General features: G+C 40.7%; 17 protein-coding genes. 13 read left to right on the forward strand and 4 right to left on the reverse strand.

Translation table 11 applies throughout. From position 1 onward, the window contains the following. Positions 1-35 precede the first annotated feature (35 nt). From dnaG to M2408_RS04630, 3 genes are all read left to right on the forward strand, one after another. On the forward strand, positions 36-2,039 hold the full coding sequence (dnaG, locus tag M2408_RS04620) for a DNA primase (RefSeq protein ID WP_259179682.1): 2,004 nt from the start codon (positions 36-38) through the stop codon (positions 2,037-2,039). A gap of 10 nt (positions 2,040-2,049) precedes the next feature. Continuing rightward, a complete protein-coding gene (locus M2408_RS04625; RefSeq protein ID WP_259179683.1) occupies positions 2,050-2,406 on the forward strand; it encodes a YraN family protein in 357 nt (118 codons plus the stop codon). Between the two features lie 182 nt (positions 2,407-2,588). Further along, positions 2,589-3,617 carry a glutaminyl-peptide cyclotransferase gene (locus M2408_RS04630; protein ID WP_259179685.1) on the forward strand — a complete coding sequence of 343 codons (1,029 nt, stop codon included), beginning with the start codon at positions 2,589-2,591 and terminating at the stop codon, positions 3,615-3,617. Between the two features lie 591 nt (positions 3,618-4,208). On the opposite strand, the gene M2408_RS04635 is transcribed toward M2408_RS04630, so the two are convergent. Together M2408_RS04635 and M2408_RS04640 are read right to left on the reverse strand one after the other, a co-directional pair. Then, complete coding sequence (locus M2408_RS04635; RefSeq protein ID WP_120260379.1) at positions 4,209-5,246, reverse strand: kelch repeat-containing protein; 1,038 nt, start codon at positions 5,244-5,246, stop codon at positions 4,209-4,211. Positions 5,247-5,249: 3 nt separating this feature from the next. Continuing rightward, positions 5,250-6,659: a DUF4270 domain-containing protein gene (locus M2408_RS04640; RefSeq protein ID WP_259179687.1), complete on the reverse strand. Its 1,410-nt coding sequence runs from the start codon at positions 6,657-6,659 to the stop codon at positions 5,250-5,252. 119 nt (positions 6,660-6,778) lie between these two features. Here M2408_RS04640 and M2408_RS04645 point away from each other — a divergent pair, with 119 nt between their 5' ends. Next, complete coding sequence (locus M2408_RS04645; protein ID WP_259179688.1) at positions 6,779-8,212, forward strand: cell wall metabolism sensor histidine kinase WalK; 1,434 nt, start codon at positions 6,779-6,781, stop codon at positions 8,210-8,212. 67 nt (positions 8,213-8,279) lie between these two features. Next, positions 8,280-8,954 (forward strand): response regulator transcription factor, encoded by a 675-nt coding sequence (locus tag M2408_RS04650; RefSeq protein WP_259179689.1) that lies wholly within the window; start codon positions 8,280-8,282, stop codon positions 8,952-8,954. A gap of 25 nt (positions 8,955-8,979) precedes the next feature. On the opposite strand, the gene M2408_RS04655 is transcribed toward M2408_RS04650, so the two are convergent. Next, complete coding sequence (locus tag M2408_RS04655; RefSeq protein ID WP_259179690.1) at positions 8,980-11,721, reverse strand: TonB-dependent receptor; 2,742 nt, start codon at positions 11,719-11,721, stop codon at positions 8,980-8,982. Between the two features lie 176 nt (positions 11,722-11,897). Between M2408_RS04655 and M2408_RS04660 the strand changes: the two genes are divergently transcribed. Both M2408_RS04660 and M2408_RS04665 read left to right on the forward strand, forming a co-directional pair. Then, a complete protein-coding gene (locus M2408_RS04660) occupies positions 11,898-12,440 on the forward strand; it encodes a TetR/AcrR family transcriptional regulator (protein WP_223581494.1) in 543 nt (180 codons plus the stop codon). Positions 12,441-12,878: 438 nt separating this feature from the next. Then, a complete protein-coding gene (locus M2408_RS04665) occupies positions 12,879-14,585 on the forward strand; it encodes a glycoside hydrolase family 3 protein (protein WP_259179696.1) in 1,707 nt (568 codons plus the stop codon). Positions 14,586-14,703: 118 nt separating this feature from the next. Here the strand turns inward: M2408_RS04665 and M2408_RS04670 are convergent, their stop codons facing one another. Then, positions 14,704-16,251, reverse strand: coding sequence for a glycoside hydrolase family 10 protein (locus M2408_RS04670; protein WP_259179699.1), 1,548 nt, complete (start codon positions 16,249-16,251; stop codon positions 14,704-14,706). Between the two features lie 215 nt (positions 16,252-16,466). Between M2408_RS04670 and M2408_RS04675 the strand changes: the two genes are divergently transcribed. The 6 genes from M2408_RS04675 (at position 16,467) to M2408_RS04700 (ending at position 23,246) form a co-directional block, all read left to right on the forward strand. Then, the gene (locus M2408_RS04675; RefSeq protein ID WP_259179701.1) at positions 16,467-17,894 is read left to right on the forward strand and encodes an L-serine ammonia-lyase; all 1,428 of its coding nucleotides are present in this window, start codon (positions 16,467-16,469) and stop codon (positions 17,892-17,894) included. Between the two features lie 74 nt (positions 17,895-17,968). Continuing rightward, positions 17,969-18,775: an MBL fold metallo-hydrolase gene (locus M2408_RS04680; protein ID WP_259179703.1), complete on the forward strand. Its 807-nt coding sequence runs from the start codon at positions 17,969-17,971 to the stop codon at positions 18,773-18,775. A 577-nt stretch (positions 18,776-19,352) separates the two neighbouring features. Next, positions 19,353-20,069: a DUF4198 domain-containing protein gene (locus tag M2408_RS04685; RefSeq protein ID WP_259179705.1), complete on the forward strand. Its 717-nt coding sequence runs from the start codon at positions 19,353-19,355 to the stop codon at positions 20,067-20,069. A gap of 92 nt (positions 20,070-20,161) precedes the next feature. After that, positions 20,162-22,594 carry a TonB-dependent receptor gene (locus tag M2408_RS04690; protein ID WP_259179706.1) on the forward strand — a complete coding sequence of 811 codons (2,433 nt, stop codon included), beginning with the start codon at positions 20,162-20,164 and terminating at the stop codon, positions 22,592-22,594. Between the two features lie 30 nt (positions 22,595-22,624). After that, the gene (locus M2408_RS04695; RefSeq protein WP_259179708.1) at positions 22,625-22,957 is read left to right on the forward strand and encodes a hypothetical protein; all 333 of its coding nucleotides are present in this window, start codon (positions 22,625-22,627) and stop codon (positions 22,955-22,957) included. A 10-nt stretch (positions 22,958-22,967) separates the two neighbouring features. Further along, positions 22,968-23,246, forward strand: a complete 279-nt coding sequence (locus M2408_RS04700; protein WP_259179709.1) for a hypothetical protein — start codon at positions 22,968-22,970, stop codon at positions 23,244-23,246.

Raw genomic sequence — 23,246 nt, forward strand, 5'->3', positions numbered from 1 at the left:
TATACTAATTTTACATTAAAAATAGGAGCACGATTTTGATAAAGCAAGAAGTTATTGACAAAGTACTGGAAACGGCACGGATAGAGGAAGTGGTGGGTGACTTCGTTGATTTAAAGAAGCGTGGTACCTCGTTGATCGGAAACTGTCCATTTCACCACGAAAAAACACCTTCATTCCACGTTTCTGTTTCAAAAGGTATCTACAAATGTTTTGGCTGTGGTGTTGGGGGGGATTCACTCAAATTTGTGATGGAACTGGAAAAGTTTTCCTATCCCGAAGCGATTCGTTACCTGGCTGATAAATATTCCATTGAGATTGAGGAAGTTGAGCGGTCTCCAGCACAGCTCGCTGCGCAGGATAAAAGAGAAAGTCTCTATGTCTTGAGTGCCTGGGCCGGGAAATTTTTCGTAGAACAGCTCTGGAAAAGTGAAATGGGGCAAGTCATCGGACTCAACTATTTCAAAGAGCGGGGATACCGCGAGGATATCATCAAGAAATTCGAACTGGGTTATTCGCCCGAAGAGTGGACGGCATTGGTGGATAAGGCCCAGGAGGCCGGCTTCCATCCGGATTACCTGGCTGCAAGTGGACTGGCTATTGAGCGTGACGATAAATCGCTCTACGATCGCTTTAGAGGGCGTGTCATGTTCCCGATCCATAATCTAACCGGACGTATTATCGGATTTGGTGGACGTACACTAAAAACGGATAAGAAGGTCGCCAAATATGTAAACTCACCTGAAAGTGAGATCTATCATAAGTCAGATGTACTCTATGGGTTGAATTTTGCCAAAAAGGCAATTATGGAAGAGGACAACTGCTATCTCGTCGAGGGTTATGCGGATGTTCTATCTGTACATCAGGCCGGTGTTGAAAATGTGGTTTCTTCTTCGGGAACCTCCTTGACCACAGGTCAGATTAAATTGATTTCCAGATTTACCAAAAATGTAACCATACTCTATGATGGGGATGAAGCTGGTATAAAAGCCTCATTGCGTGGTACCGATATGTTGCTGGAAGAAGGGTTAAATGTAAAGGTGTTGCTCTTCCCGGATGGGAATGACCCTGATTCCTATGTGCAAACCTATGGAGCCACAGCCTTTAAGGATTATGTGAAATCTCATCAGCAGGATTTTATCTTCTATAAGACCAATATTTTACTTCGCGATGCCAACAACGATCCCATCAAAAGGGCAGAGGTAATACGTGATGTTGTTGAAAGTATTGCTTTGATCCCAGATGAGATTAAAGTCTCTGTTTTTATTCGGGAATGTAGCAGTTTATTGGATATTGAGGAGCGTATTTTACTTGCTGAGCTCAACAAGATAAGGCTGAATAAGGCAAAAAAGGCCGATAAGGATGCCTCTCGCAAGGCACAAAATACCGCTGCAAATACGGGGATGCCACCTTTTGGAATGGATGGTCCACCGCCCGATTTCTTTATGACAGATGATGAGCGTGGAGGTGTGCCAGCAATGGAAGCAACGGAGCAGCCTGCACAGCTGACCGCTGAGATCCTGCAGGAACGTGAGATCGTCCGTATCCTGATCAACTACGGCGATTACCTGGCGACCTGGGAAGGGGATGGCGATATTCCGGTTGCAGGCGTCTTGCTAGGTAATATCAGCGATATCGAATTTAAAGATAAGGGCGCTGCATTTATTCTGAAAGCTTATCGGGATGCTGCTGAAAATTACGAAATCCCCGATGCAAAATTATTTTATTCCCATGCTGATTCCGCAGTTTCCGAACTGGCGATCAATTGCGTGGCAACGAAATATTCGCTCAGTGAAAACTGGAATGACGATAAACGCAAGATCTATGTGACTCAGGAGTATGAGCATCTTAAACAATTGGTTGTAGAGGCTATCTATCGGATAAAAAAGCAAAAGATCGGCGCGGAAATGCATCATATTCGTGAGGAAATGAAGCAAGAACAGGATGTTGCTAATCTGGAAGTGCTTATCTTTAAGTATCAAAAACTCAAAGAAGCGGAGCGTCTTTTGGGGGGATTTTTGGGAAATACGATTGTAAAGTAATCCGGATAATATGGCGAAACATCTCGAAATAGGAATACAGGGCGAACAGTTGGCCATGGAATACCTGATCAAGATGGGCTATAAAATAATGTTAAGAAATTGGCGATTTAAGAATTTAGAAGTAGATTTGATCGTCATGGATGGGGATACCCTGGTATTCGTAGAGGTGAAAACACGGTCGACGACAGCTTTTGGTGAGCCTTATGAATTTGTGGATGTGCGCAAGCAACGGCGACTGATTCGGGCAGCGCAAGCCTATATATTAAAACATGCATATAGTGGTGAGGTGAGATTCGATGTGATAGCTGTAACGAATAACACGCATTCAAAACTTACTTATATTAAAGATGCATTTTGGGATAGTTGAGAATAGTATTGCGCTATTCGATTTGAAATAAGAGATCTTGGGCGTGTAAGCCATTAGTTTACTAAATTTCTGGTTTTGAATCAGACTTTTATATTATAAAAATGAAACGATCATGGTTTATTCAAACATACTGTTTTATAAAAATGCGATCGTTTCATCAGTTTTAAAAATAGATTATATAGATGAAAAAAATCACGTATTTTATTGCGATTGCAACACTTGCTTTTGCTTCCTGTAAATCGAAAAAATCTGCTTTGGAATTTGCATCACCTGGTGCAAACCAAGCCGTTTTAAAGGGCAGTCAAGTGCAATTAAAATTGAAATTTGACGCAATTACCATGGATTCTGTCGCTTACTTTGTGGACGACAAACATGTGGGCTCCTCTACAGATACTGTAGCGATCACTGTAGAGACCAAAAATATGGCCTATGGTACACGCAATATTTCTGCAACAGTCTATAGCGGTGGTAAGTCAGATTCCGTATCCAGCACGTTCTATGTGGTTCCTGCAAGCGCAAAGAACTATGGATTCCAGGTTGTCAACAAATACCCCCATGATACCACAGCATTTACCCAAGGACTTCAGTTTGCCGATGGTGTATTGTATGAATCAAATGGACGATATGGTGAGTCTAATCTTAGAAAAGTAGATCTGACAACTGGAAAGGTCCTGAAAGAAATCAAATTCGATGAGAAAACTTTCGCCGAAGGGATGACATTAGTCGGTAATAAATTGTTTATGCTAACCTGGCAGCAGGGTGAGGGATACGTCTTTGATAAAAATTCATTTACAAAAGAGAGCTCATTTAAATACGAAAATAGTAAAGAGGGCTGGGGGATTACCTACGATGGCAAGCATTTGATCAAATCGGATGGTTCTAATAAATTGTTCTTCTTGGATGCCATTACTGGTAAAGAGTTGAACTCAATTGGTGTATATGACGAGAATGGTCCCGTAGATCAACTGAATGAATTGGAGTATATTGATGGAAAAGTCTACGCAAATGTCTATCAGAAGGATGTTCTCGCAATTATCAACCCAGAGACAGGTGCTGTAGAGGGCAAGATTAATCTGGTCGGAATCTATGAGCATACTTCAGCTTATGATAATGAGCTGAATGGAATCGCCTATGATCAAGCCAATAAACGCTTGTTCGTAACTGGCAAGTTGTGGAACACACTGTATGAAATCAAAGCAATAGAAAAATAACGTGTTAAGCAAAATACATGTAAAGAAAAGCGATATCCAGGGATATCGCTTTTCTTTTTACTAGGAGTCTAATAGTGTCAATATCATGTGAAGGGTATTGATTGTAATGTGAGTCGATTTGGTCCACGCAAAACGAATGCATTGACAGACCTCCTAAGAAACACAAACTCGTATCAATTCATCGCAGGACGTTGACGCATGGATTCATCAAACATTAAAAAGTAGCCACCAATCTATATCGAAGGGACTACCTTACATCTTGGCCTCTATAACGAAAGCGATCAGACAGAAACCAATAACGACAGATCTTGTCCTAAAACTTTCATACTTTCTCAAGTACCAACAGCTATGAAAACCAACTGACTTTTCTTTCTCGTCAATAAACCTAGGGCTGTGAGCTTATTGATACCTTGATGAAAAAACGAGAATCAATAAAACCTTCATGCTCTTATAAGCATCCATAGCCATGAAAATCAACTGAAGGTTCTTGCTGACCAATAGAAAACAGACACTTCCAGAAAAAAACAGACACTATAAAAAAAGGGATGAAACATATGTTCCATCCCTTTTCTATTGATTTATATTTTGTTATTAATAAACAGGAACAAAGCTCCAGTTATCATCAAAACGAGTTGTACCATTTAGACCTGTAGCAACATAACCAGTTGATCCGATTGTGTAAGCAACAGCATCTTGTCTTGCACCACCACCAAGGGCTGTATTGTCACTTGTCCAATAGTCGCCGCTGATATTATATTTCACAACTGAACTTGTTGCAGTCCCTTTTAATCCACCAGCTAAGAAACCACTATTGCCGATAACGAAAGCAGCAGCATTAGAACGAGTCATATCATAACTATATGTGCCATCGTTTCTGTTTAGATCTGCTAATTGTGTCCATTTGCTACCATCAAATTTGTAAAAATCTGCTGGGTAACCACCATTGGAAACTCCGCCGCCAACATATGCAGCATTACCCGATACAAATACAAAAGCACCTTTTCTCTTAGCTGTAAATGGAGCATCAGGAATTGCTTCCCATTTATTTAAATCTGGGTCGTATTTGAAAAACTGATTGGTAAAGGAAGTACCATTTGCAATCGTTGTCTCTCCTGTACCCACATAGGCTTTTCCTCCGATAGTAAATGCAACAGCATTTGCTAATACGATAGGTAAATCAGCAACTTTAGTCCATTGTTTTCCTTTGTCTGCTGAAGGGTCAAATTTATAGAAATCTTTCAAGAAGTTTGCGCCATCATTACCGCCACCTACATAGCCAAAATCTCCGATAGCAAAAGCAATTGCGCCACGACGACCACTACTTTCTGCGTTATTATCAGCTAATGGATCTTTTTCGCTCCACGTGTTAGATGCTGGATCATAAGCATAGGTATTTTTTAGGTTAACAGGCTTGCTACCTGCATTGTTTGATTGACCTGTAGTTACATAAGCGATGTTCTTTATTACAAAACTTGCTGCAGAGGAAGTTTGTGGACCTTTGTAAGCTGCTTTTTGAAACCACTCAGTAGATTTATCTTCAGTGTTGTCGTCGCTTTTTTTACAAGAAGAGAATGATGTAACTGTAACTACAAAAGCTGACAATACGAGTAGCCAATTTTTCTTGTTCATAAATTATTGAAATTTAGTATAAAGGATGTTTAATTTAATTCTTGGATCATTACCATCTTTTGCCAATATCAACCGATTCGCTGTACTTGATAGCTGTGGAGGTATTGCTACTGAAGTCCCACCTACAGTTCCAACTGGTACTGGCAATGGGGGTAAAGATAGATATAATGAAGTGTTTTTATATGCTGTTGTTTTAATTTTATTTAAATAATCAATCAAATTAAAGGTGTATTTACCATTTGCGTCTCCAATTTTAATCAATCGGGCCACTTGCATTGCGTTTGCAGTCTCTAATGATGCTAAGGCACTAACAGGCGTCCCTTCACTATTTGCGACCATAAGGACCAAATTACTAGGTTGCTCATAGCCTTCCAGTGGATTATTTTCTGCTTCAATGACAAGTTCCACCTTATTTATTGAAATTGTTGGATCATTGACCAATGATAATAACGTAGGAAACTCAATTTTCGCTACAACACCACTTGAACCTTCCAAGAATGTATTTCCATCAGTTTTTTCAACATCAATCTGCGGATTTGATAGCGTCATAGAAGAAAACTTTGTCGCGGAACGATCTGTCTCAATTTGGTTATATTGGTATGCTTTGTTGTCAATAGCAAAAAACTGCTTGCCTCTTGTCTTGTTTCCCTCATTGTTTTCAAAAGAATAATGCACCTGTAGGAAAACAGTGTCTTTAAAGCCGATAATCGCTGTATTGTTATTATCTGGAACAAGCGCTAACCCTTTGAAATATTCTTGAAAACTAGTGTTATTTTGAATCCTGTTATCACCATCTTTGATCAATCTGAAAAGTTCATTGCTAATGGTACTATTGAATTTAAAGAACAATGAATCTGTTGCTTTGACACGTGGGTTAAAGGAAAGCTCTGCTAATGGTGTGTTTTCATAAGCAAATTTTTTATTGCTGAATATACTGGCTGCAGTCACATAAAGTGGTCTTGAAGTCGTTGGCTGTGTCGGATCAATTGGTGTAAGGGTGATATCTTCCGTAACACGATGAACAGCGATTTTCTGAACTTTGGTTGTATCACCAGAATAGTATTTGTTCGGACTTAGAACCAAAGACACAGAATCCAATACCGCATCATCTGGAATGGCGGTACTGTTTATTGTACCAATTCCCAAACGCATATAAGAAGTTGATTTGACAGTACCAGTGACAGCATTGCTATTTTTTCCTACCAGAATCGTCCCCGTATTTGAAGTTGGAAGAGGATCCAATTGGTAAGTGGAAACTTTCACGGAAACAGTATCAATTGGTACTACGCCAATCGTTTCATCTCTTGAGTTATCCAAAGAAAGTGAAATGTCTTTATTACAACCGACAAAAGCTGCCAACGTAAAAAGTGGAAGTAAAAATTGTATACTACGTCTCTTAAAGTTTTTGATCATATTAATTTTTGAATAGTGCAAAAGTAATCAATGCTTACTGTTAATCAGTGTTATATTTTGTTAAATATGGTTAATTACCACAGCGATTGCAAATCTAGTAATTTAAATTTGTTTTCATTATGGGTAGAAGATTTAAATTGCTGATCAGCTTGATCGTTTTAATAGGCACAGGAATCACCGTTGTGCTGGGGATCTGGCTTTACGGAAGTTATACCAATCGGCGGGATCTTTTTCTGTCCACAGCTGAACGCTCGCTCTTTAATGCGGTGCAGGAAGTATACCAGGCGGAAAATGGTGATCAACGATTGGATGGGCCTGAGACCGAAAGAGATCAGCTGCTCAACGATGTGAAAAAAGAACTTCTACCCGCGTTACCAGAGACAGAACTTGATCAGGCTCTGCAAAGGGTACGCGCCCGCCAGCCACGCAAAGAACATGCTTTTCGTGGCGATCCTGATCGAAAAGGTAAAATGTATTCCAAAGATCGTGATCATCAGAATGCCATTATTCCGCCCTTTTTGTTCCGTGATTTTGAAATGAACAAAACGAATCTAGACCAGATCGACAATAAATTCAAAGAATCACTGAGCAATAAAAGCATTTCGGTACCCTATGAGCTGAGTATCGTAACGATTCCACGTGAACAGGTGAAGGACGTGCGCCGCGAATATCGGGAAAAGAACCTGGCCTGGACCAGACCGATGATGGTCAATCCCCTAAAGAATGAATTCCTCGTTGTCAAATTTCAGGAGGATTGGAAATACCTGCTGTACAGCTTGAGCTGGCAATTACTGATTTCGCTGCTGTTGATTGGTCTTTTGTTAGGAACCTTCTTTTACCTGATGAAAACCATTTTTAACCAGAATAAGATGGCGGAGCTCCGAAAGAACTTTGTTGACAATATGACCCATGAACTGAAAACTCCCGTATCCACCGTAATGGCAGCGATTGAAGCCATACAATTATACGGGGTGCGGGAAGATAAGGTAAAGATGGACCGTTACCTCGATATTTCAAAAAAGGAACTTGAACACCTCTCAGGCATGATTGAAAAGGTCTTGCAGATGGATATTGACGCCTCTCGGGGAATAGTATTGCAACGGTCGGATTTTGATATTGTCGCAATGGTGGCAAGTGCGATTGAAGTGGCTCAGCTTAATAAAACAAAAACAGTCGAGGTGGAGCTCTTTGCTGATCCTGGATCAATCCTGATCAAAGGAGATGAGTCCCATCTGAAAAATGTTATCAATAATCTATTGGAGAATGCCATTAAATATGCTGGACCGCATGTTAAGATTAAAATTGAAATAAAAGGGGCTAAGGAGCATGTTCAGATCCATATTACGGATAATGGCAAAGGTATTGCAGCTGAATACCATCAGCAGATCTTCGATATGTTTTTTAGAGTACCTTCGGGCAACTTACATGATGTGAAAGGTTTTGGACTGGGGCTTGCTTATGTCAAGCAGGTTGTCAAACGCCATGAGGGCAAGATCAGTGTGGCGAGTGAGCTGGAAAAAGGGAGTACTTTTATGATCAGGTTACCATATTAACCTAAAGAAAGCTATCTTCAACATAACGTTAGTATAGAAAAAGCATTATTATTGAACAATAGGGATTATGATTAATATTTTATACGTAGAGGACGAGCCGAGTCTGGCGATGATTGTTGCAGATAGTCTGGAAGCCAATGGTTTTCATGTCGTACACTGCAACAATGGGCAGGAGGCCTTGGATTCTTTTAGCATAGCGAAACCGGATATAATGGTCGTGGATGTGATGATGCCTGTCATGGATGGGTTCACTTTGGCGGCAAAAATCCGTGAGATGGACACCCTGCTTCCCATTATCTTCTTAACAGCCAAAGTGCAGACAGAAGATGTGGTCCGGGGATTTCGTCTCGGGGGAGATGACTATGTCAAAAAACCGTTTAAAATCGAAGAATTGGTCGTACGGATCGAGTCCCTGTTAAAGAATAGCCCCAAAATGCTGTTTGGACAGAAGCTGATGATCGGTGATTATACACTGGACAGTTTAAAGCACCAGCTGATTTATCAGGAGGAAATGCTCAAGTTGTCTTTTCGTGAAAGTGAACTCCTCCGTAAGCTCTACGAACAGAAAGATAAGGTGATCGCCAGAGAAGAGATCATGCGTGCTTATTGGAGCCACGATAAGTACTTTACAGGACGAAGCCTAGATGTATTTATTAGCCGTATACGGAAGTATTTAAGCCAGGACCCAAGGATCAAAATTACCAATATACGAGGGGTCGGCTATATGCTTACAGTGGATTGATGACAGTGTTCCACGTGGAGATTTTTTATTCTTTTCGCATTCGATTAGCCTTCCCGCCCATACCCCGTATATGATAGGTAAAACTCAAGATAGCATATCGGGTAATTGCATTGGATTGGGATACACGTACCCAAAGGTCGTTGACCTGTTGATTGACGTTTTTATTGTCATTAAAAATATCAAAAACCGTTAGATTGATCTCTGCATTTCTCCTTTTGAACAGCTTCTTGCCGACGGAAACATTCCACAGTAAACTTGTCGTGCTGGGTGCGTTGAGAATACTTCCGTTATATAAATAATTGAACGTCGAATTTAAGGTCCAGCTTTGCAATAATGTCAAAGCAATGGAATTGCTGATGGTATGTTTATAAACAGAATAATTGGATTTTTCAGTTGCCGAATTTTTTGAATAGGATAAATTCCCATTATAATCCAATCCGATGATCAGTTCCTTACTGAACGCTGTGTTCACGCCGACACGTTGACTCATACCATATGTTTTTGCATCTACTTTTTCCAGGTTCAACAAGGTGTAGTTTTGATTGAAATATAGATTATTATTTAGGTTGACATTGAGTTTTAAGGGGTCTATACGATAACCAAGGCTATTGTGCCACTTTAGGTTGTAGACACCATCAAAATTTTCGGGTTTGATATATTGTCCTCCCGGTCCCAGTATGACATCGTTCTCAATGGTAAATGCCGAATCGGTTGTAAAGATGGTATTTGAAATCTTATCCTGAATAAAATCCGCTGTAAAGTCTGATGTAAAGCTTCGGCCAGAAGCCTTATTGATACACCTAAACTGCATAACCAGGTTGTGGTCATATTCCTGTTTTAGGTTTGGGTTGCCCGAGGTAATACGTAGTGGGTTCTGATTATCTATAAAATCTTGTAACTGTTCAATAGCAGGTGTATTCGTTTTGGCATTATAGCGCAATTCAATACGTGTTTCCTTGTTGAAATTATACTGGAAATTTAAGTTTGGCAGCAGACTGTTGAAATGACTCTTTGTTTTTAATTTGTTTGGAAATAGTTTGTCATTTAACTGATTGGCTGTTTGGTAGTCCAATCCGATTTGAAATCGTATACTATCTTTTTTATTGAATAAATAGGATACCCCAGCACTGTGGTAAACAAAGTCATTACGAAATTCATTCGAAAGACGGTTTTTCAATTCTCCCAATTGTTCTGTTTCCGCTAGGAATTCATACGTTTTACGGTCAGAATAACGGGCCGTATTTCGGAAGGTGTAATTACCCTGCAGACGGGAATATTTATCCAGCATCTCGGTATAGGCAATTTTTGAGCGAAAGCCATTGTTGTCGCCATTTGAGTAATTACGATTGTTTGTAGTGTCAATTCGACTAAACTCCCCATTTCTATAATAGGTATTCAGGGCATAGTTTGCAGCATTCCCCTTGTTTGTGCTGAAAGAACCATTAAAATTGACACTAATAGTTCGTCCCGGTTTGTTTAGCCTACGCATATAAGTCAGATCGCCACCCCAGTTGAAATTTTCGCCAAAACTGCTGTTGTTCCTGTTGGATTGGTTGAGCATTTCGCTCAGGTTTAATAAGGTACTACCCAGCGAGCTGCTATGTCTATTGTTGTTCTGGTAGGAAAAATTGGGTTGTATGTCCAGCTTTTGAATAGAATCTATTTTCCAGTTCGCTCGCAGGGAGAAGGCGTGATTGTTTGTGTAGGTGCTGCCAGATTGCTGTTGATTGTTGATCTGGTTGGCTCTATTGCCTGCAGTATATTCCGTTTTGTTTTGGCTGATGGTATTATTGTCGGTATAGTTGTAGGTATAATTGGCGTTGAAATCCATCCGGTCCGCAAAAAAACGGTCGAGATAGTTGAATCCAGCATTGAAACGTGTTGTGACGCCCTGTCCTGTACGCCCCCGCGTGTTGCCTCGTGGGGCAAAACCATTGGGCTGATTGACGTTATTGGTATTGATATCTATGGAATATTGGCGCTTTGGGTTCATTTTGGTGACCTGTGTATTGATCGCATACTTCTCATCCGGACCAGCTCCACCACTGATTTTGCCAAAATAAGATTTCCTTTTATCCGGTTTGGTGACAATATTGATCACTTTCATGCGTTTGCCATCATCAAACCCACTGAATTTCGCTTGTTCGGTTTTGTCATCAATAAGCTGAACTTTGGCAATGACATCCGCGGGTAAGTTTTTAAGGGCCACTTTTGGATCGGTGCTGAAAAACTCGCGACCATCAATGATAATTTTACTTACGGCTTCCCCCTGCGCCTTTACATTACCATCTTCGTCAATTTCTACACCCGGTATCTGTTTGACCAGTTCGTCGGCATCTGCAAAATCTGGTGTAACATATTTTTTGGCATCAAATTCTAACGTATCGCCCCGCACCTGTACACTCATCGGTGAGATGCTGATTTCGTCCAGCACGATCTCCGAGCTATTGAGCTTAAAGTTGACCTCCACAGTTTTACCTACTAATTTGATCTTCCGGATATCTGCCGTATAGCCCATTGGCTGTACCGAAATCAGATAATCCCCATTGGGAAGTGCGACACTGGTAAACTTGCCCAGGATATCCGTTGGTGTTTGCAGTTTACTGGAGTCTTTTAAGGCAATGATCGTGACACTGGCTCCCGAAATTGGTTTTGAACCGTTGCTGTCCGTGAGCTTCCCTGAGATATATTGCTGGGCAAAAGCATTCATGTTTAACAGCATTAAACTAAGCGAGAGAATAACGATTGTCCAGGTCTTGATTTTCATTGGTTGATGATGTCTGCGTGGTTTTAGGCGCTGTTGTTGGTTATATTTTTTTATTTGTCAAATTTATGCGACTATTTGATACGAATTACTATCATTTTAGTTACAATAATCCTAACTGAACGGAAAGATTAGATATATTTGCAGTAGAATTAGAAATCAACTGAACGGCATAGTATATGAAAGAAAGTGTTTTGAGTAGAAAAGAGCGTATTATGAAAGAAGCATTGCTGCTTTTTTCAGACCAGGGCTATACCAATACGTCTACCAAAACAATAGCGCAGAACGCTGGCGTTTCTGAGGCTTTGATATTCAAACATTTTGGGAATAAAGATGCACTCTTGGTCTATTTGATCAAATCCGGATATCGCAAGGTACTGACCCATCACCGTGGGATGATGACTTATCGCGAACCCAAAGACTTCTTACGTACCATGATCAACCTTCCTAATAAACTGGTCAGTGCTGAACCCATATTCTGGAAATTGCAGGAACGCCTGTCCCATCATCCCTTTTCCAAACAACAACATGAGCAGTTTATGAAACCGGTACAACCGATTATCCATCGGGCTTTTGAAGAACTGGGTTATGAAAATCCTGAATTGGAAACGCAGTTTCTCCTCTTGATCATTGATTCATTTTGGAAAAAGGAGGCTATAGGTGAATTGGAGCATGTCATGGAATTGACGTTGTTTCTGGAGAAAAAGTATAATTTGATTTAGTCGTTAGTATTGAGTATTTAGATTTTGGCTGTTCAAGCTTATTGCAGATACTTAGCTTGTTTTTACTCTTGGATATTTCTTATTTGCTTAAGCTGACAGCTGATACCTCATCTTGTCTTTTAGTATCTCGTATATAGTAATTAGTATTTAGATTCTGGTTGTTCAAGCTTATTATAGAAACTTAGCTATAACTGGCGTTCATTACTTAATCAAATCCATAACCAGATTTGTCCCGAAACCGCTTTTCGACAAAATCAATAATAGACAACAGGTATATCCGGCAGTAATTCTCAGGTATTGTATCATTATATTTCCCTTTATTGCGCTTAAAATGCGTCTTGTTGCATGTTTTAATAAAATTGTTGCAAAAACAATTTCATATTATCCAAAATAATAACGTTATTAGTATTCTATTTAAGACATTATACAAACTAATTTATGTTCAAAAAATTCAGTCTGGGCCTATTGGCATTGGCCAGTGCGCTATCATTTGCGAAGGCACAGGACAAGAAAGATTTTGTAAAATACATCAATTCCCAGCATGATTGGGTAGATGCCGTATTTAATACCTTGACACCAAAGGAAAAAGTGGCCCAGTTGTTCCTTGTAAGGGCACATACCAATCTTGGTCAGAAATATATTGATTCCGTTGCACAGGTTGTTCAAGATGAACATCTGGGAGGTCTTGTGGTTTTTCAGGGCGGTCCCGTGCGTCATGCGGACATGTTCAATCGATATCAGTCTTTATCTAAAGTGCCGTTAATGATAACGTTTGATGGAGAGTGGGGGCTTGGTATGCGTATGCCGGATTCTACTTTATCATTCCCTTATCAGATGACACTCGGTGCTGTGCAGGATAATCAGTTGATTTATCGTATGGGACGTGAGGTTGCGCTGGATTTTCACCGTATCGGTATGCATTTCAATTTTGCACCAGATGTGGACATCAATAACAACCCGAAAAATCCGGTCATCGGCATTCGTTCTTTTGGCGATAATAAATATAATGTCACCAAAAAAGCAAAAGCGTATATGGACGGGATGGTGGATGGTGGTATCTTGGCTTCCATTAAACACTTTCCGGGACACGGTGACACAGATGTAGATTCACACTATGACCTGCCTAAGCTTCCTTTTGATAAAACCAGATTGGATACGCTGGAACTGTACCCTTTCAAAGAACTTATTAAAGCCGGTGCTCCAGCAGTTATGGTCGCGCATATGAATATCCCTGTCTTGGATGATACCCCAAATATGCCATCTTCTATTTCTAAAAAAGTTGTTACAGACCTATTGCGGAATGAGCTTGGCTTTAAAGGCTTAACAGTGACTGACGCGATGGACATGAAAGGCGTTAAAAAATTCTTCCCGAATGGTGAAGCCGATGTTCAGGCAATCATTGCCGGACATGACCTCCTTGAGGTATCCGAAAATAGTAAACGCGCGATTGACCTTATTCTGAAAGCAATCGAAGAAGGTCGGATTTCACAGACAGATATTGATGCGCGCGTGAAAAGAGTATTGGCTGCTAAGCTATGGTTAGGCCTAGACAAATACCAAGCAACCCCACAGCAGAATCTGTATGCCGATTTACATAGAGTGTCTGCAGTTCAGCTGATTGATGAATTGTCCAATGCCGCTATTACAGCCCTCAACAGCACCGAAAAATTAAAATCCTTTAAAAAGGATCTACCTACGGCGATTATCAATGTCGGTGTCGCTGCCAATCAAACATTCCAGAATGAACTGGCAGCGGGATTGACCAACGAAACACACTATTTTGTGCCAGACAGCTTGAGCAAAGATGATATGAAACGTCTTGTGAAAGAAATCAAGAAAAACAAGCAATATATCATCGCTGTACATGATACGCGGTTACGTCCACGTCCTACAATGCTATTGAATGAAAATGTGCAGGACCTGATGAAGAAGTTTGCAAAGAAATCCATCTTGACCCTATTTACAAATGTATATGCATTAGATGGCGTAGAAGCATCCAAGAAAGCGAAGACAATTTTGCTCGCTTATCAAAATGATGCTTTTATGCAGAAAGCTGCTGCCAAAACAATATTGGGACAAAATGTTCCTAAAGGAAAATTGCCTGTTACCATCAATAAAAAATTCAAGTACGGACAGGGCAAATAAGGTCGCTATAAAATCACACCAATAAAAGAGCCCTCCTGGATCGCGCTGCTGTCAACAGCACAGCGATCCAGGAGGGCTCTTCTTATTTTTTTGTCAATGCCAATCGTACAGACGAAGATTAGCTCTCCTCATCTTCCTCCCGACTGTCAGAAGGACGACTCTCATTTTTCAGCCGGTCTATTGCGGTGACGACATATTTATAACGTTGATTCTGTTTGATGTCATCATCTGTATATTGGAGTTTATCGGCATCGTATGTGATAAAGATAATTTTGCTTGGATCTTTGATATTGACGCGCTCACCTACGACAAAGCGATAGACGACATAACCATAGGCCGATTGACCGTCACTGGCCACATCCGGTTTCTGCCAAAAAAGTGTATTCATTTTTCCGTTGGCGGATGATTTTACCAGCAAGCCGAAAGGAGCGTTTGGAGGAATACTGTCCAGCCATGGCATCGTCGGGGGTAAAGCAGGGCTACGATACAGGTCATTTCGCATGGAGTCCTGTAATCCGGCCAAATTGTCCATGAGTGATTTGGAACTGAAATAGATACTTCCTTCGACATCATGTTCTTCGCGTAGGTGGCGTACCTGTCGGGGGATCTGACTTTTGTCGGTCCATCCGGTTTTATTTTCTGTTACACGGTAAGCTCCATGCCCCACATAAAAATGCCGACCATAGGTATGCCGTTGCCACCAGGATACCAGAACCTCATATGCCGCTGCGCGGTTTTTAAATGGAAAGTAAATCTGTGGATTGATATAGTCGATCCAGCCTTCCTGCATCCATTTTACACCATCCGCATAGAGCTCACGATAGGCACTTAGCCCACGTGTTTCCGAGCCAATACTATTGTTTTCCTTATTATCCCATACACCACATGGACTGATTCCATATTTGACATAAGGTTTTATTTTTTTTATGGCGATGCCGAGGTCACGCACGAGCATGTTCACATTATTGCGTCGCCAGTCTTCAATATTTTCAATGCCATTATTATACTGGGCAAAAGTCAGCTGATCCGGGACGGATGTACTCCGGCTATCGGGATAAGGGTAAAAATAATCGTCAAAATGAATACCATCCACATCGTAATTCTTGACAACATCCATAATGACATCGATGATATATTTACGGACATCGGGCAGCCCCGGGTTGAAAAGTTTTTTTCCTGCGTATGTAAAGAACCATTCGGGGTGACGTTTGGTAATATGGTCCTCTGAGAAATGTGCGGGATTTAATGTGGTCGAGGCCCGATAGGGATTGAACCAGGCGTGCAGTTCCATGCCTCTTTTATGTGCTTCCTCAATGGCAAATTCTAAAGGATCATAAAATGGCGACGGGGCTAACCCTTGCTTTCCTGTCAGGTATCTGCTCCAGGGCTCACGACCTTTGCCATAAAAAGCATCCGCTGCAGGCCGTACCTGTAGGATGATCGCATTTAGACCCGCACTACGGTGCTGGTCCAGGAGGTCTATAAATTCCTGCTTTTGCTGGGCAACATTATTGCCCGCTCTGACCGAAGGCCAATCTATATTACCTATGGTTGCAACCCATACACCACGAAACTCTCGCTTAGGTATTTGTTGGGAATATGTTCTGATCGAAAATAAACAGATAAAAAAGGCAAAAAAAGAATATAAATATGTTTTTCCCGTCATTCTATAAATTGTAGCCAACAAAGATAGGGAAGCATTTCTTACTTTTTCCCTAAAAAATGTAAGATGTTTGTTGGATACTTGTTAAAAGAATGTCAGCTTGGTTTTCAAATTGATAATAATGCAAATACAGGTAACATTGTACACTTATTTGTGCTAATTTAGATGCGGTTTTCACAAAAGCTATGAAAAGCGAGCTAACCGCAACAATAAAGATTATGAGCAAAGAACAAATATCCGTTTTTGATATGTTTAAGATTGGTATCGGACCATCCAGTTCGCATACCTTAGGTCCTTGGCGTGCAGCCCAGCAATTTACCCATGTCCTCAAGACAAAAGGTGTATTGAATGAGGTCGATCAGGTCAAGATTTTGCTTTATGGATCTTTAGCCAAGACCGGTGCCGGACACGGTACAGATATCGCTGTTCTGCTTGGACTGAGTGGCGATGATCCCGTTACCTTCGATGTAGATCAGGTGACACCAAAGGTGGCACATATCAAAGCGGTCGGCGAACTGGAGGTTGCAGGTGAGCGCACGATCCCATTCTCCTATCAGGAAGACCTCCTGTTTTTGTACACGGAGAGTTTACCCTTCCATCCAAATGCCGTTACTTTTCAGGCTTTCCTGTCAAGTGGTAAAGCCATTACCGAAACCTATTATTCAATTGGTGGGGGCTTTGTTGTTCAGGAAAATGATACTGAGAGTGTATTATCCGAAGTGGATCTTCCTTTTCCGGTGGATACCGCGCAGGAGCTACTGCACTGGACCATGAAAACTGGCTTGAAGATATCAGAGCTTGTGCTTGAAAATGAGTGTGCATGGCGGGAGGAAAGTGAAACTGTTGCTGGGGTTCTGAATATCTATAAGACGATCTATGAGTGTATCTATCGTGGCTGTCACACTGGCGGTACACTGCCCGGAGGCTTGAATGTGGAACGCAGGGCTGCAAAATTAAATAAAAAATTGATGCAGGGGCGTAGCTACCAAGATTATGAATCATGGATAACGGCAATTCGTGAAGGTGGACAGAATTTTCAATATATCCTGGACTGGGTAAGCTGTTTTGCGCTTGCTGTCAATGAAGAAAATGCATCTTTTGGACGTGTTGTTACCGCTCCTACCAATGGCGCTTCGGGGGTTATACCAGCCGTTTTACAGTATTATATTACTTTCCATGATGGTATGCGGGAAAATAAAATTGTGCAGTTTATCCTAACAGCTTCGGAGATCGGATCCATCTTTAAAAAGAATGCGACTATTTCAGCCGCCATGGGTGGTTGTCAGGCAGAAATTGGGGTATCCTCGGCAATGGCTGCCGGTGCGTTGACAGAAGTACTGGGCGGATCACAACGGCAGGTGCTGATGGCAGCAGAGATCGCCATGGAACACCATCTCGGATTGACCTGCGATCCGATCGGAGGACTGGTGCAGATCCCTTGTATCGAACGCAATACCATGGGGGCGATAAAAGCCATTACAGCAGCGCAGCTGGCTTTACAGTCAAATCCTGACAAAGCCAAAGTAAGCTTGGATACCGTTGTCAAAACCATGTGGGAGACCGCTTTGGATATGAATGCCAAATATAAAGAAACTGCAGACGGCGGCTTGGCAGTCAATATTCCATTGAGTTTGCCGGAATGTTAGGGTTCAACTGAGTCTTCTTGTTTTTTGTATCTTTGCTGCAGTAGAATATATATACTCATAATTAGTGTACGCGAATGAAATATTGTGCAATCGCCTCCGGAAGTAATGGAAACTGTTATTATATCGCCAAAGATGATTCGGCTATCTTAATTGATGCTGGTATCAACAGTAAGCATATTCATCTCCGGATGTATAATCTCGGGATTATTCCGACACAGATTAAGGCAATTTTCATTACACACGAACACTCCGATCATATCCGCGGATTGTCAGTTTTTGCAAAAAAATACAATCTGCCCGTATATATCACGAAGGGAAGCTATGAAGGATCCAGACTACATTTACCATCTCACCTGGTCAATATCATTGCGCCCAACGAGGAGATCGAAATAGGAGGACTTAAAATTTATGGGATCCCCAAGTATCATGATGCAAAAGAACCCTGTAGTTTCCTTGTCTCTGATGGAGTTCATAATATCGGTGTGCTAACCGATATCGGACGGCCCTGTGAAAATGTGCAACATGTGATCCAACATTCGGATATTCTCTTGCTGGAATCCAATTACGATGAGGATATGTTGCATACAGGAAGATATTCTTATTTTTTGAAGAATAGGATCAGTAGCGGATGGGGACATCTTTCCAATCGTGTTGCGGTTGAATTATTCAATCAATATAAAACCGATCGTCTCAAACATCTGATCTTAACACATCTCTCTGGTGAAAATAATACGGTTGATCTTGTTCATGCGACATTTGAGCCCCATTGTGAAAATATTAAACTTCATGTGGCTACGCGTTATCAGGAAACGGAATTGTTTGATATTACCCAGATCTTAAATGAACAAGCTGTTTCATCACCGACGGCCTGTCTTGGATAATTAAACTAAGCGCTGCTTCTAATAAAGCAACCGCTCCTCATGCAGTCGATCACCAGTCCGAATAAACTCAACCACGACTCCTGATAAAATCAACGATCACTTCACTTTTTTGCCGATACCAATCCACTATGGGGCGCCCTAATGGAATGAACTAAAGAAACCGTCCGGCTGATTTAATTAATCAAGATCTTGTAAGTTTTTATTTTACAGTGGATTTTTCTTGAAAAAACAAAGAAAACTCTAGAAATGAAAAAATTAAAATATAGTTGATATCCAAATAATTCCTTTTATATTTGCTTTGTTTTTAATCAGTCTAAATTATTTAACAAAAATTTGCTGGTTTGATTAAAGACAAAAACACCATGCAATAGACGGCAATCTATCACATGGCGAAAAGCTACAGACAGCGGCAACTGTCTCTAGTTGACTGAAGCAGCTCGCTGCTCCAGTTGCTTCCGATATAGGATATGGAAGAACTTGCAAGGTAACGAAATTTATGGTTTTATTCATTAGCCGTTTTTTACCTGTAAGGTTCTCCATAATAAGTTGAAAAACTATACGCATCAATCAACATATTATGAAAATTTTAACATCACTCTTTGCATTCCTTACAGTATTGTTTTACTGTAACAGCAGTTCCGCTCATGCACTTTGGATAGAATCCGCTCCTTATGGTACAGTCAATCAGTCGCATGAAGTAAAAGTCTATTATGGTGAATATGTTACCAATGAAAGAGATCAGATTGAAAAATGGTATTCTGATGTAAAGGATTTCACCTTGTTATTGTATGTTCCGGGAAAAGCCCCTGTTAAAGTACAATTGACCAATAAAGGCGACCATTTCAGTGGTTCATTCCAACCGACCGAACAAGGAACTTACTTTTTATCGATCGTAAAGGCACCTAAAGATTTAGGCGGCCAGACAAAATATGAGTTTTCCTCACTAATGCCCGTTGTCATTGGCAAATCGAGCAAATTGGACTATAGCGCATTAAAAAATCCGTTACAGGTTGAGTTGCTCAATTCAGCAAATGCAAAAAAAGGAGCTAGTCTTCAAGCGAAGATAACCAGCGAAGGAAAAGTTGTTCCAAATGCCAAGGTATCTGTTTTCTCGTCCACAGGTTGGGGAAAAGAATTTGTAGCTGATGCCAATGGTGTGGTTACATTCGATGCCCTTTGGGCTGGTGCTTATGTACTTGAAGCAAGTACATTTGTCGAAAAGGCAGGTGAGCACGAGGGAAAACCCTATGCATCGTCTTGGCAGGGAAGTACAACCTTTTTTGCAGTAAAATAAAACTTTGATACCTACAACTTAGATGGATTCATTTTAAATCTCACATTCAAAATGAATCCATTCTTTATTACATATCTACCAGTGAAATACGCATGAATAAAACTTTATCCTTTCTAGCTATTCCGATGATCAGCTCAGTTTTTTCTGTGGCGCAGGCGCAGAGCAAATTGAAGATTGACGGTATTCTTGTCAATGAAAAATCCGAACCTATTTCGGGTGCAACAATTAAACTATCGAATACAGGAGTGACTACCAGTACCGATAGTGAGGGTCGCTTTCTCTTTGATAGACTTTCTGCCAAGACTTACCGCTTGGAAATCAAAGCTTTCGGCTATGGTAAACATTCCATGGAGGTAACCGTAAAAGACGAAGAAACACATTTAGGGCCCATCATTATGAAAGACCAATCCGAATCGATCGATGAAGTGGCCGTGTACGGTAAGTACTATGAGCATTATAAGTTTGATAGTATATCCGGATCATTGCGTCTTAAAACACCGATCTTGGAGTTACCACAAAATATTCAGGTTATTTCATCTGACCTCATGGCTGATCAGCAGGTTTTTGACATTGTCGATGGTATTACACGCAATATCAGTGGTGCAACACGTCAAGGACACTGGGACAATCAATATGCGAATATTCGTATGCGTGGATCCAAGATCCCTGCTTTCCGTAATGGTATGAATATCGAAGCATCATGGGGGCCTACAGCTGAGGACGCATCTATGATTGAGCGTATTGAATTTGTAAAAGGTCCAGCTGGCTTTATGTTGGCCAATGGTGAACCGGGGGGATTCTATAATGTTGTGACCAAAAAACCGACAGGAAATACGAAAGGCTCGGCGACATTCAATATGGGGAGCTTTAGTACATACCGTGCCGCGGTTGATTTTGATGGCAAGTTGAGTAAAGATGGTAAATTGTTGTACCGCTTAAATATGGCTGCACAACAAAAGGACTATTTTACAAAATACAACTATAGTAATCGTGTAGTGATTGCGCCAGTGGTAACTTACAAATTGGATTCATTAACTAATTTGACATTCGAATATACTTATCAAGGGTCAACTTATTTGGCTAATGGTAACTATACTTTTTCGCCAAAAGGGTTTGCTGATTCAGATATTTCCAATGATTTTTTCTATGGTGATCCTTCTATGGAGCCGGGTAAGCTAAGGGATCACAGTGCGTACATCTATTTAGACCGCAAACTGAATGATAGATGGAAATTACACGCGCAGATGGCCTACTTTAACTTCGATATGAAGGCGACAAGTACTTGGCTTACCTATATGACAGCAAAGGGAGATATGCCCCGAACTTATTCAATAGCTGACGAGCATGGCGAAAATCGTTTTGGCCAAATCTCTTTAAATGGCGAGGAGTATACGGGAAGTGTCCGCCACCGAATTTTGGTTGGTGCTGATTATGGAAATAAAAAGTTTTGGGGCGATTTCAGAGATCTAATGCCTAAAGATAGTACTGGGTTTGCGCCGATCCCTTGGACTCCATTGAATGTATATAATCCTGTTTATGGTATACCTGGGAATTTGCTTCCGACAGTAGATCGTTCTAAAAGTGTGAAAGTACGCGCTGGAGGAAGTAATTACGTTACCTCAACAAACTATATTTCTTTTTACGCGCACGATGAAATGGCGTTTTTGGAAGAAAAATTGAGATTATCTTTAGGCCTGCGCTATACGATTAATGAAGTTGTTGGAAAGACAGCTGTTTCGGATAGAACAGATAAAGCATTTACTCCTCGTGTTGGATTAAGCTATTCCATTGACAAATCCACGAGTATATACGGATTATTTGACCAGTCTTTTGTTCCTGTAGCTGGTACGGATTGGGAAGGTAATGCTTTTAAGCCAGTAAGAGGTGTTGATTTAGAGGCGGGAGTGAAGAAAGAATGGATGGGAGGAAAATGGATTTCTACGCTTAGTGCTTATACTATTGCACGTAAGAATGCTTTAGTTGCCGATCCTGATCCGAGTCATGTTGTTAATGGGGTATCTTTTCAGACACAGTTAGGCGAAACAAGATCTAAAGGTATTGAGTTTGATATCACAGGAGAGATTTTAAGAGGATTAAATGTCAATGCAAATTATGCATTGACGGACTCTAAAATTTCAAAAGATACGAAAGAAGAAAATGTTGGGAATATCACACCCAATACGGCCAAACATACGGCAAATGCCTGGTTATCCTATCGGTTACAACAAGGTGTGCTAAAAGGTGTAGGTTTTGTTGGAAGTGTTCAAGGGATGTTTGACCGTGCCGTAGGAACGACAAAAGAGAGTAATTTTAAGAACTATCTACGTACTGATGGTGGTATCAGTTATCAAAAAGGTAAATATAATATCTCCCTTATGGTTAACAATCTACTAGATAATCGTAAGTTGTTAACAGCTGGTTCTACAGGTGCTGCTAATGCAAAAATAGCCGGGAGCGTAAATTATTATTCGTACATCGTTGAAGCAAGACGTAATTTCCGTATGGGTATAACCTACAAGTTTTAATCAAGCGATTCTATATAAATCATTTATACGATGTATAGCACACTTTTAATAATTATACTTATTGGCGCTTACCTTTTTTACAACAGCAGTAAAAAGGTGAAGTTTCATCATAGGCCCGAGTGGTTGAAAAAGCTTTGCGCACAGACACAGTCTGTGCGTATTTTGAGCATTGTGATGCTCCTGCTGCCATTTGGGGTTATCCTCTATCTGCAGGGGCTTGGCGCTGGATTCTTTGCTTTTTTTGCCTATGTCATGTGCATGATGAGCCTTGTCGTTTTACTGAACCCTTACCGTTATTTAACAAGTTACCAAGTTCTAGGATTGTATGCCGTCAGTCTCTGTGTTGAATTTTTGATATCCTAATTGATTCCTTATGCCAGCAAATAAAAAATACCTGAGTTCGCCCTTGCAACGATTTCTGAAGATTACGGCCGGATTTATCGGCGGTTATGTTGTTATGCTCTCTTTTCATGTATTGTTGACTAACCTTTTTGAGAAAAAAGATGTTGTTATGACTGCCGGATTCACAGGTTATCTACTTTGGGCGGTCCTGATGCTCCTGGCTTTTCTTTCCAAAAGCGGATGGAAAATATGGGGAATTTATTTACTCTTGGCTGCGGTTTTTTTGTTGCCTTATTTGTTAAAGATGTAA

Origin of the sequence: Sphingobacterium sp. BIGb0165, assembly GCF_024810095.1 — a bacterium.
Taxonomy (GTDB): domain Bacteria; phylum Bacteroidota; class Bacteroidia; order Sphingobacteriales; family Sphingobacteriaceae; genus Sphingobacterium; species Sphingobacterium detergens.